This is a genomic window from Streptomyces sp. NPDC048473, from assembly GCF_043200155.1.
Taxonomy (GTDB): Bacteria; Actinomycetota; Actinomycetes; order Streptomycetales; family Streptomycetaceae; genus Streptomyces.
In genome coordinates this window covers 1-10,512 of sequence record NZ_JBICXE010000106.1, presented here as the reverse complement: position 1 = coordinate 10,512, position 10,512 = coordinate 1, and the positions used below count along the sequence as shown (strand labels likewise).

The 10,512-nt window shown below is 67.1% G+C and carries 9 protein-coding genes and 2 pseudogenes; 3 read left to right on the top strand and 8 right to left on the bottom strand.

What is annotated here, in order from left to right:
* The first annotated feature begins 347 nt into the window (after positions 1–347).
* Both ACGFU7_RS46640 and ACGFU7_RS46635 read left to right on the top strand, forming a co-directional pair.
* Positions 348–1,805 (top strand): competence protein CoiA family protein, encoded by a 1,458-nt coding sequence (locus ACGFU7_RS46640; RefSeq protein WP_393704760.1) that lies wholly within the window; start codon positions 348–350, stop codon positions 1,803–1,805.
* Between the two features lie 108 nt (positions 1,806–1,913).
* Positions 1,914–3,338: a competence protein CoiA gene (locus ACGFU7_RS46635; RefSeq protein ID WP_393704759.1), complete on the top strand. Its 1,425-nt coding sequence runs from the start codon at positions 1,914–1,916 to the stop codon at positions 3,336–3,338.
* A 311-nt stretch (positions 3,339–3,649) separates the two neighbouring features.
* Here ACGFU7_RS46635 and ACGFU7_RS46630 read toward each other — a convergent pair whose 3' ends face one another.
* From ACGFU7_RS46630 to ACGFU7_RS46620, 3 genes and pseudogenes are all read right to left on the bottom strand, one after another.
* On the bottom strand, positions 3,650–3,952 hold the full coding sequence (locus tag ACGFU7_RS46630) for a GFA family protein (protein ID WP_393704757.1): 303 nt from the start codon (positions 3,950–3,952) through the stop codon (positions 3,650–3,652).
* A 303-nt stretch (positions 3,953–4,255) separates the two neighbouring features.
* Positions 4,256–4,873: pseudogene (locus tag ACGFU7_RS46625) on the bottom strand (transposase); the annotation flags it as partial.
* Between the two features lie 7 nt (positions 4,874–4,880).
* Positions 4,881–5,209: pseudogene (locus ACGFU7_RS46620) on the bottom strand (kinase); the annotation flags it as partial.
* A gap of 124 nt (positions 5,210–5,333) precedes the next feature.
* Here ACGFU7_RS46620 and ACGFU7_RS46615 point away from each other — a divergent pair.
* Positions 5,334–6,362 (top strand): helix-turn-helix domain-containing protein, encoded by a 1,029-nt coding sequence (locus ACGFU7_RS46615; RefSeq protein WP_393704756.1) that lies wholly within the window; start codon positions 5,334–5,336, stop codon positions 6,360–6,362.
* An 82-nt stretch (positions 6,363–6,444) separates the two neighbouring features.
* On the opposite strand, the gene ACGFU7_RS46610 is transcribed toward ACGFU7_RS46615, so the two are convergent.
* The 5 genes from ACGFU7_RS46610 to ACGFU7_RS46590 form a co-directional block, all read right to left on the bottom strand.
* A complete protein-coding gene (locus ACGFU7_RS46610) occupies positions 6,445–6,879 on the bottom strand; it encodes a hypothetical protein (protein WP_393704754.1) in 435 nt (144 codons plus the stop codon).
* 2 nt (positions 6,880–6,881) lie between these two features.
* On the bottom strand, positions 6,882–7,733 hold the full coding sequence (locus tag ACGFU7_RS46605) for a hypothetical protein (protein WP_393704752.1): 852 nt from the start codon (positions 7,731–7,733) through the stop codon (positions 6,882–6,884).
* 180 nt (positions 7,734–7,913) lie between these two features.
* Positions 7,914–8,291, bottom strand: a complete 378-nt coding sequence (locus tag ACGFU7_RS46600) for a hypothetical protein (RefSeq protein WP_393704751.1) — start codon at positions 8,289–8,291, stop codon at positions 7,914–7,916.
* Between the two features lie 120 nt (positions 8,292–8,411).
* Complete coding sequence (locus tag ACGFU7_RS46595; protein WP_393704749.1) at positions 8,412–8,678, bottom strand: hypothetical protein; 267 nt, start codon at positions 8,676–8,678, stop codon at positions 8,412–8,414.
* A gap of 497 nt (positions 8,679–9,175) precedes the next feature.
* Complete coding sequence (locus ACGFU7_RS46590; protein WP_393704747.1) at positions 9,176–9,916, bottom strand: hypothetical protein; 741 nt, start codon at positions 9,914–9,916, stop codon at positions 9,176–9,178.
* Positions 9,917–10,512: the final 596 nt, after the last annotated feature.

The window sequence follows — 10,512 nt, the reverse complement described above, 5'->3', positions numbered from 1 at the left end:
CGAAGGGCCATACCTTCATCTCTTGCACAGCACCGCTTTCAGAACTTCGCCTACATAAAGCTCCTCTCAGCGTTCGTGGCACACCGTATGTTCGATTTCCTTGTCACGCCTGGACCCGCGCGTCCGTACTCGTTGCCCGGCTCTGGTCAGCGCTCCCGCGCGAGGTCTGTGTCGATCCGGGTCTCTGCGGTACGGGCCATCATCCGCACCCGACAGCCGCTGACACGCCCCTGCATCTGGCGGGGGTTTTCGCACAGCCCAGAACGGGATTGTCAGTGCTACCTGCTATCTCCTGTCCTGTCAGATTGGCCGCTGTATGCGACAGATCGTGCAGGAGATGCGATTTTATGCCTTTTATTGCTCTTCATCCGGAAGCGGGCCGCGTCGACGCTACCCAGCCCGACCTCGGGGCCGGCCTGAAGTGGTCCGGGGTCTACAAGGTCTCACCCCGCGTTGCGCTCACCTGTCCGGAGTGCGCGTGGGGTGTACACGCCAAGCACTCTCCGAAACGTGTGCGGTTCTTCTGCCACGACGGCGGGCGGCCGCCGGAGTGCTCCCTGGCGAACGAGTCCTGGGAACACCACATGCTCAAGCTGGAGATGGCCGGAGCCATTCGCGCGGCCGGCTGGTTCGCCGAACTCGAGGTCGCTGCCGCCGACGGCTCCTGGAGGGCCGACGTGATGGCGACTTCGCCCGACAGCGAGCAGCGCATGGCGTGGGAGGCGCAGCTTTCCCCTGCCACGGTGGAAGACATCGCGGCGCGGACTGACCGGTACGCGGCTGAAGGCGTCAGCGTGTGCTGGGTGTCCCCCCACAAGCGCCCGCCGGTGTGGCTGGGGGCTGTGCCGTCCGTGCGTGTACGGGTGCCCGAGGGCGTTGACGAGTCCTGGGTCGTGGACGACGGTCTCGGCAGCTTCGTCTCCAGCGGGTGGTTCTTCCAGGAGGCGGAGCTGGCCCAGTTCGTGAGGTGGGTCCTTCGCGGTCAGCTGCGCCCCTGGCGGAGCCTGCCGCGTCACCGTGAGGTGACACGGATCGTCGGTGAGGAGACTCGCTGGTTTGTCCGTGATCTGTGGTGGGCCTCCCGCCAGTCGGCGGAGGCGCAGAGCGCGTACGAACGAGAGCGGGAGCAGCGGGCGGAGGATGCGCGTCGGCGTGAGGCGCGGAGGCAGGGGCTGGAGGCGGCGTCCAGGGAGCGTCGTAAGGCGTGGCTGGCTTCCCCCGCTGGTCAGAAGGCCCAGCGCAGGCGCCATGAGGCCAAGGTGCAGAGGGCTGCGCAGAAGCTGGAGCAGAAGGTATCCGCCAGTCGGCTTCGGGTGCGGCGCGAAGAGGAAGAATCCCGGCATCGGGCGGTGCTTCGAGAGCGCCGGGTCCTGGAGGAATTTGTGCGGGAGCAGGAGCTCGATGCCCAGCGGCAGGCCGCTCTGCGGGAACTGGAGCTGCGGGCCCACGCCACTGGAGAGCGGTGGTGGGCGTTGCTGTCTCGTCCGAAGGTCGAGGAGCTGTTCAGGGCCGTTGTCGACGCGGCATGGAGGCGTGAGCGGGTTCGGGTTCGGATTCCCGAGGGCGGCGGCGTTGCGGCGAACTTCGCCTACGGGGTTCCGGTGCATGCTTTCAACCGGCTGTACGGAATCGTGCGCCCCTGCCCGGAGTTGCTTCCTCTCTCCCCCCAGTTGATCTATCAGCAGGTCTTCGCCCGTGACGCGGAGGAGGCGAGGGCTTTGGAGGCGGGCGGCCTGCGTGCCGGGCGCATCACCCACTTCGGTCTTGCCGGCCACGAGCCGTCCCTGTCCTCCCGGACTCAGTAGGGACGCAGGCCGGTCCTGGACCGAAGGGCCGGTTGTCAGTGGCACCTGGTATTTCCTGTCCTGTCAGATACGTCGCGAATTACGCCGGATCGCCGGGAGATGCGATTCATGCCTTTCACCGCGCTGCATGCCGACCACGGCCGCCTCGATGCCACCCTGGCCGACCTGGGACACAGGCTGGACTGGTCCCAGGTCCACAAAGCCCGCCCCCGCCCGCCGCTCACCTGCCCGGAGTGTGAATGGGGCCTGCACGCCAAGGTCTCCCGCTCCGGGTTCAGGTTCTTCGCCCACGACCCTGGACGGCCGTCTTCCTGCGAGTTGTCGAACGAGTCGCGGGAACACCACATGCTCAAGCTGGAGATGGCGACCGCGATCCGGGACGCCGGATGGTTCGCCGAACTCGAAGTGCCGGCCGCGGACGGCTCGTGGCGCGCGGACGTCATGGCCACCTCCACGGATGGAACCCAGCGCATGGCCTGGGAGGCCCAACTGTCCCCCATCACCAACGACGACATCCAGGAGCGCACCGAGCGCTACCGGGCCGAGGGGATCCTGGTGTGCTGGGTGTCCCCGAACGAGAAGCCGCCGCAGTGGATCAGCGCAGTGCCCGCGGTTCGGGTGCGCGCGCCGGAGGACCGGGGACAGGTCTGGGTGGTGGATGACGGGGTCGCCGGGTTCGATTACGCCGCCGGCAGCTGGGTCTTCCGCGAGGAGCAGCTGCAGAAGTTCGTCCGCTGGGTGCTCCACGGGCAGCTCGTGTCCGTGGAGAGCTATCCGCGCTACCGACGGGTGCCTCGTGTGGTCGACGGCGAGCGGCTGCGGTTCCGTCGGGGCCGGTGGTGGACATCCCTGCAGTCGGCCGACGCCCAGACGCGGCACGAGCTGATGCGGCAGCGCCAGGAAGCGGCGAAGGAGGAACGCGAGGAGCGTCAGCGGCTGCAGGAAGAGGCTGCCGAACTCCGCCGGAAGGAGGCGGAGGAAGAGGAGCGGATCCGGAAGGCGGAGGAGACCGCTCGCCGGAACAAGCAGCAGGAGGAAGAGTCCCGTATCCGTATGGAGGCCCGGCGCCGGCGGTGGGCCGAGGAGGAAGCCCGTCGCGCCCAGGAGAAAGCCGAGGAAGCGCGGCGTCTCGCCCGGGAACAGGCCGAGCGGGAGGAGCGGGAGCGCCAGGCCGTGGAGGCGGCGAACGCGTGGTGGCACAAGCTGTCGAAGCAGCAGATCACGGAGTTGTTCGCCGCGGTGGCCGAGCAGGCCCGGCGCGAGGAGAAGCTGTGGGTGCAGATCCCCGAGAAGCTGCTGATGGAGCCGGCGTACGCCTACGGAGTACCGCTGTACACGCAGGACAAACGACACCGGTCCCTGTACGGAGTCGTACGCCCATGCCCACTCCTGCTAGCAACCTCGTCCCGAGCGAGGGAAGAACACGCCCTGGTCCGCAGCACCCAGGAAGCCAGGGAACTGCAAGAGATGGGGCACGAAGGGCGCATCACCCACTTCGACATGCCCGAGCACGAGCAGCTCACCATGCTCTGACGCCCGGCCAGCCTGTTGTCAGGGCGCTCACGTGGTGAGCCGTTCGTCATCGGGCGATCCAACTCAGCTGCCCACGGACCACCCGGCGCCCGAACGGACAGACGGGTGCGCAACGCCGTGTGCAACACGCGGCCAGAAGCCATTCCCGGTGTATCCGCAGGTCACGGGGCAACGCGCGGGATGTTGCACCGGCCGTGTTGCAGTACCAGTGCCAGTGCTGCAGTCGACTGCACGGTCCCGGACGAGTCGGGCCGGGGTGTGATGTGAGCCCAGGCGCCCGGATATTGCCGGTCGCCTGAGCGGGCTGCGCGTTAGCCGATGGGGCTGCGCTGGGTGTCGGGCACCGGGGGCGTCCAGTGCACCGCGTTCTCACGGAAGGATGCATTGACCGGCACGAGGTCCGCGCCACTGGTGTCGTCGAGTGCCGGGACGTTGATGCCGATCTCCGGGATGTCGCAGTCGACCGCCGCAACTCTGGTGCCGCATGTCGGACAGAAGCCGCGCTTGGCCTTGCCCGGAAACGTCTCGAACCAGGTCGGCTCACCGCCCTCGCCCGTCCACGTGACCCGCTCGAATCCGACCCACCACATCACCGGGGACCCACCGAGCTTCACACAATGGTCGCAGTGGCATGTGTGCGGGTATGCCGGTGGGCCCGTGGCGGTGAAGCGGATCCGACCACACAAGCATCCGCCAGTGCGCTCTTCGGCTCCCTCGGGGGTGGCGTTCATCAGGTGATCTCCGCGGCAACGTAGTCGAGTTGAGCCCATCAGTCTGACAGCCCCTGCTCCTCACGTCGGGCAGCAACAGGCCGCGATCGCCGCTGCCCGTTTTGGACGGCAGTCGGGCCCGGGCCCCGGCCGTGCTGTGTCCTACGCGAATGAAGACCTCTCTCAGTAGAGAGACACCTCATGCGGTTAAGGCGTCAAGGCAGCAGCTTGTGCAGGCTGCGGGAAGGCGATGGATTCGTCGAAGGTGGACCGGGTCTGGAGGCAATGATGGAGCTGGCCGAGCATGCGGTTGAACAGGTGCCGCAGGGCCTGAGCATGCCAGTCCCCTGTCTCGCGTCGTCGCCGGTAGTGGGCGTTGGCGCCCTTGGAGTGGGTGAGGGTGGCGAAGGCCCAGAGGTAGCCGGCGTGGTTGAGCCGGTTGTTCTTCACGAAGCGCCGTCCGACGTATTTGCGTTTGCCTGAGGCTCGGGTGATCGGCGCCGCTCCCGCGTATGCCTTGAGTCCACCGGCGGTAGCGAAGCGTTTGCGGTCGTCGCCGATCTCGGCCAGGAGGCGTGCGCCGACTCCGGGACCGATGCCGGGGAAACTGAGCATCACCGGTGCGTCAGGGTGGCTCCGGAAGGTCCGTTCGACCGCCTTGGCGAGCTCGTCGACGGCCTTGCAGACAGCGTTCAGCTGAACCAGCAGCGCCTTGGCCTGGATACCCATGGCCTCCTCCACCGCCAGTAACTGCCGGGCGGCCGGCTGCCGGAACAGCGTCTGAATCCGCTCGGCGTCCTCGTCGATGCCGCGCTTGCGGCCGGCGCTGTGCGCCGATGACGGCCTCGACTCTGCCGGGCAGCAGATCGCGCGGCCGGTACCAGTCCCTCAGCTGCGTCTCGCTGACGTCGTCGGCGATCGGCTTCATGGCGCGCCGGGCCACGGTTTCCTCGAACGGCACATCCAGGTAGTAGCCGTGAGTCGGGCTGCGGTGGTCGGCGCGCAGCCGGGCGAGCATGTCCCCGTAGGTCGGCGTTGAGGATGCCGTCCAGGGCCGTCAGGCCGATGTTCGCCGCGCCGAGCCGGTCGTGTTCGCGGAGCACGGTACGAGGCGCTGTTGCCGCACAGCACGACCCGCCGGGCTTCTTCGGTGCCTACCATCACGGCGGACACGCTACCGACGGCGGGTGACACCGCCCGGGGTGCTCTGAGACACCGCCAGCGTTCTCCCCTGGACGGGTGCAGAGTGTTTACGCCGCTCACGGCACCGTCCATGCTGAGCCCCGTGAACATCGACGACGTGCGTGCGGCGCTTAGCGCCGGAGACCTTGAGGCGCTGATAGGTCTCGAAGAGTGCGGATGGATGGACGTGAAGTCCCGTCCCTACATGGTTGGCAAGGGGGCTCACCACAAGGAGGAGCTCGTCAAGGACGTGGCCGGCTTTGCCAACACCGTGACGGGCGGACTGCTCATCATCGGCTTCAAGGCGACAGCTGCCAACGGTGTCGAGACCATCTCTGAAGTCAGCGCCGTGCCACGGACACTGGTCGACACCGAGACATACCGCAAGCTGATCGACGACCGCGTCTATCCCCACATCGAGGGCCTGGAACTGAGATGGACAGAGCGCAGCGAGGGCAAGGGAGTGCTGAGTATCGATATCCCGGCCCAGCCCGCCAGCGCGCGACCGTTCGTGATTCCCGCACCTACGGGGAAGGACGCGAAGTCGGTCACCGGCCTTGCTGTCCCTGTCCGTAGGGGCGACCAAACCGTCTTCTGGAGTGCTCCGGAGGCTCACCGCCGACTGTCCGCAGGCTGGATGGCCATTGGGTCCCCGGCCGCTGACGATGGCGGCGCGTATCGCGATAGCGTGCCGCCCGCCGAAGACGCCGCGGATCGGTCCAAGGCACAGCGCATCCTCGCAGCAATGCCCTTCGACGCGCCCTGGCTCCGTTTTCTCCAGAGTCGGCCACCGATGCCGCGAGTCAAGGTGGAGTTCAGTCAGGCGATCCACCAGGCCAGGGATGACCTTCGCGCTGACGACATCGGCTTCCTCGCCCCCGCGCTTGTGCACGCACATGCTGCGTTCATGAACAGCCTCGACCGGCTGGTAAACGAACTCGACGACATGCACGACCCGGACGATGGCCCCAACCCCCCGACTTATGCTGAGGTGCCCCCGGAGTGGAAACACAACGACCCCGAGCGATACAAACAGGCGATGGCCGATCTGTCCGAGGCCCGCGACGCCTTCCTTGAGGCACGTACCGAGCTGGTGAACGTACTGAACCGCAGGGGCCTCCTGCTTGAGTGAAACGGAGGATGGTCGGACTCGCCTCAGGCCGTTCAGCCGGTCGATGAGCCTCTTCGCGGCCGCCGCGCCCTCCCGGCAGCGGTCAGGGGCTGGTCTGGGCGATGGCGGCGCGGAACTCCTGGGTCATCAGGGCCACCGAGCCACGTTGCACGGGCGCCGGGCCCGGCTCGCCCCACACTTTGTGCAGCGCGGTGCGCATCCGGTCGTTCATGGCGTCGTTGATGACGGCCTGGTGTTCCTCGGGCACCTCGCGCACGTCCTGGACGACGACGATGGTGCCGTGGCGGGTGCCGATCATCCCGATCGTGGTGACCTTCCAGCCGAGGTGCCGGGCCGCTTTACGCATCGCGGCCCGGATCAGTTCCACCCCGCCCAATCCGACGGCCTCCTCGTCATCCAGGTTCACCTGGTACGAGCCGCCGAATCCGCCGGCGCCTTCCGGGCAGTTGCGGCGCAGCAGGGGCACGAGGGCTTCGGCCATGGCGGTGCAGCGCGGGTCCTTCGCGTACGAGGCCATCGTCAGCGCCTTTCCGGGCCGGTGAGGTGCGGCCACAGCAGCGTGAGGTCGTGGGCGACCCGCTCGGCCAGGACGTCGGGGTCGTTCGCCGTCCATTGGTGTGCTGTGCCGAGCGCGTCGGCGTGCTCGGCCCTGGACGTGCTCTTACCGGGGAACGAGCCGGATTCCACGCGGGCGGTGTAGGTCGACGGGGCCGGCGGGCGGGGCAGGACGAGCAGCGGGTGGTGCGGGGTGAAGTCGAAGTGGCCGAGGCGGGCTGCGGGCTCTTCGTCGAAGAGCTGCGGTTCGGTCCACAGCCCGACGGTGACGACGAGCCAGGTGTGCGGGCGGTCCGGGTCGTTGCACAGCCACAGATCGAACGTGCCGACCAGGAGGTTCTCCTCCCATTTCCAGACCTTCGCCCGCGGATCGAGAGCATCAGCCCCGTCCGCGCGCAGCGGCATCAGGGCGCGCTCGAACGGGGCGATCAGATCGTCGTAGGCGGCCCGCATGGCCACGCTGCGGGCGTGGTCGTACGTCAACTCGCGGTCCGGCATGATCTCCCACTTCAAACCGTCGGGAAGCTGGGTGGTCAGGTACTGGCGCAGCGGGGCAATGGCCAGCGGCAGGCCGTCCTTGTCGAGTCGAACATGCTCGGCTGCGGGCAGGCGGACCCACCAGGCGTAATACGGCGTTTCGTCGTCGTAGGAGTCGTAGTCGACGCAGAGTTCGTACACGCAGCCCAGCGAGGCGGACAGCTCCGTCATCGTCTCCTGGGTGCGCTCGTCCAGGTCCGGATCCTCGCCCGCGAGTTGCGATGGGTCTTGGACCTCCAGACGCCACACCACCCACTCGAAGTCCTTGGAGTCCGTCACGCGCACGCGCCCCTCGGCTCGAGGGTGTAACCCCTGCTGTACCCGGCCAAAGTCCCGCTCCCCTGCTTCGCCCTGCTCCGACAGTCCAGTACATCAAGGCCCACCATGCGGGCGGGAACGTTCGGCGGCACCCAGCCCGGACGAGCGACACACAGGGCCGGCTGAACCCGGCGCACCGGTTCAGTCGGCGTCAGGGTCGTATCCGAGGCTCTCCAGGAGACGGCGGCGTTCGTCTTCCTCACGCTCGAAGAGTGCCGCCAGGACGCGCACGTCTCGGTGGGAGGTGATCGCGGCCTTGAGCACGGCGGCGAGGACGTCGGGCGGCATGGCCTCGGCCTGGGTGGTGGAGGTGCCGCTGAACGAGCGGTGATCACCGACCTTCGGCGGTGCGGTGGGCAGCCTGTAGTCGGCGATCTGCTGCTCGGTCACCGCCAGGCGCTCGAAGACGACCTCCGTTCCCGGGGCGTCCACGGCAGCGAACGCGGTGACGTCCTCGGCCAGCGCGGAGAACAGGTGGACCCCGCTCTGGTCCCAGTCGGAAACGACGAAAACCCTCACCGCGCGGTGTCCGTCAGCAGCCGCACGCAGCACTGCTCCCCGTTTCGCGGGCAGCCCATTGAATCCGCTGCCCGAATACACAGGCACGCTTCCTGGGGGAATGGTGGCCCGCTCACGCGTTCACTTCAGGGTGTTGATGTCCCCGGAGATGCCGTAGGAGCCGGGGAGGGGGCTGTGCCCTTCGTCCCAGTGATTGGACCATCCGCAGAGCCCACATGCGTACCGGCCGTCGAGTCCGTGGACTTCGGCGTCGCAGCCGCGGCAGCGCGTGGTGGTGATCTCCGGGGTTATGGCGATGGCTGGCGTGGTGGAGGACCAGCCGCATTGGTTGGAGCAGATCCACGTCCCGTCGGGGCCTGGCTGGCTGCTGCGCCGCAGTTTCCGCACGTCATGGTGGCCTCCGGATGGTGGCCCCGCCGACGGGGGCAGCGGGGCCGGGTCCAGTGTGGCAGGGGCGGGCTGTGATGGGCAGGGTTTCGGGGGTGGGTGACCTCTCGCAGTGAAGGTTGAGCATTCTCACCGGACATTGAGTGTGGACGCGCCGCAGGTCAGAAGCCTGTTGAGCCGTCGGCCCCGCGTACTCGCGGGCAAGCCAGCACGTGGCGGGAACTGCGGAGCCCGTCCCTCCCGCCGCTCGGCGCAAGGCTCTGACCAGTGCGCTTAACCATCGGTGAGAAAGAACGCCGGTCACCAGCCTTCGCTGAGAATCGCTCAACCTTCACTGCGAGAGGTCAGTGGGTGACTGTCCTGCGCCAAGTGATCTTGACTGTTTGCCAAACGATCTTGACTGATCGCTGAGATGGTTCGCCTTCAGCTGCGGGTCGGGGTGTATACCTCTTTCGCGCTTGCCACCAGCGGGTGGCGGTGCAGGATGTCGCCCTCGTTCACGGCAGGCTCAGCCGGGACCTGCGGTGGTCCGGGAAGCGATCGGCGTCTGGGTCGAGGAAGTCGATCAAGTCCATGAGCGCGATCTGAAGCTGCACGAGCCTGGGATGTGGGCGCGTCGAGGAAGCCAGTTCGCGGATGCCATCCGATAGCGGCTCGAACCACCCAGCGAAGTCAGCATCGGTGTCCAGGCGCCGGCAGAACTCCGCGTAGCCCAGGCACCGGTCGTTGCTGTCGCAGATCACCAGCTCTCCGAGGGCTCGCTGGTTGCTCCGGAATACGCGGAAGTGGGGGTCGTCGTAGCCGTCGGAGTTGAGCACGTTGCTGATGGCCGTCAGGTGTCGGACGACGGTCCGGGAGTTCTCGCGGTTGCCCAGGTCCAGGAACTGGACCTTGCGTCGCAGTAGCTCCACTTGACCGAGGTAGTCGGTCATGACGTGCAGGGTGCTCTTGAGCGCATAGTCGCGATCGGGGCCTTGGCCGCGCGAGTAGTAGATGTTCAGGAACCGCCTGTCCACGATGTTGAACAGACGTGACTGAAGGTCATAGGCCGCCCACAGCAGCGGATCCCGGCGCTGACTCATCAGGTCCTGATGCTCGGCAAGCTTCAGCTGCTCCGCTCTCTGCCGCTCCAGCTGCCCGGCGAGCACAGCCTGTTTCCAGCTGAACCGGGAGCTAAGCAGGACGCTTAAGAGGGCGGCTGCTCCGGAGACCGAGGCCACCACCAGCTCGGTGCTCATGAGTCGTGAACCTATCGCGGGCCGCGACTGGTTGGACAGGGGGCGGCCGCGTTCGGGTCGCTGGGGCGCAAAGGCCAGCTCGGCCGCCGTGAGCGCGGACGGGCAAAGCCTGTGCCTGCTGCTGCGCGAGGCGCCGCACCGGTCAAGATCAAGTGGCAGAAACCTGCAGGCCGTCAAGATCACCTGGCAAACGAGCAAGATCCTCTGTCAGAGGTCAGTTGACCTCTCGCAGCGAAGGTTAAGCATTCTCACCGAACATTGAGTGCGGACGCGTCGCAGGTCAGAGGCCCTGTTGAGCTCTCGGCGTGTGCACTCGCGTGCGAGCCAGCATGCGGTGGGAGTGGCTACGCGGGCCTCTCCCACCGCGCGGCGCAAGGCTCTGACCAGCGCGCTTAACCATCGATGAGAACGAGCACCGGCCACCAGCCTTCGCTGCGAGGGATCATCAGTGACCTGTTTTGCGGTGGTTCGGCGCGCCATTCGCATCCGATATTCGAACAGACGGTGTGCCACGAACGCTGAGAGGAGCTTTATGTAGGCGAAGTTCTGAAAGCGGTGCTGTGCAAGAGATGAAGGTATGGCCCTTCGGAGCCGCC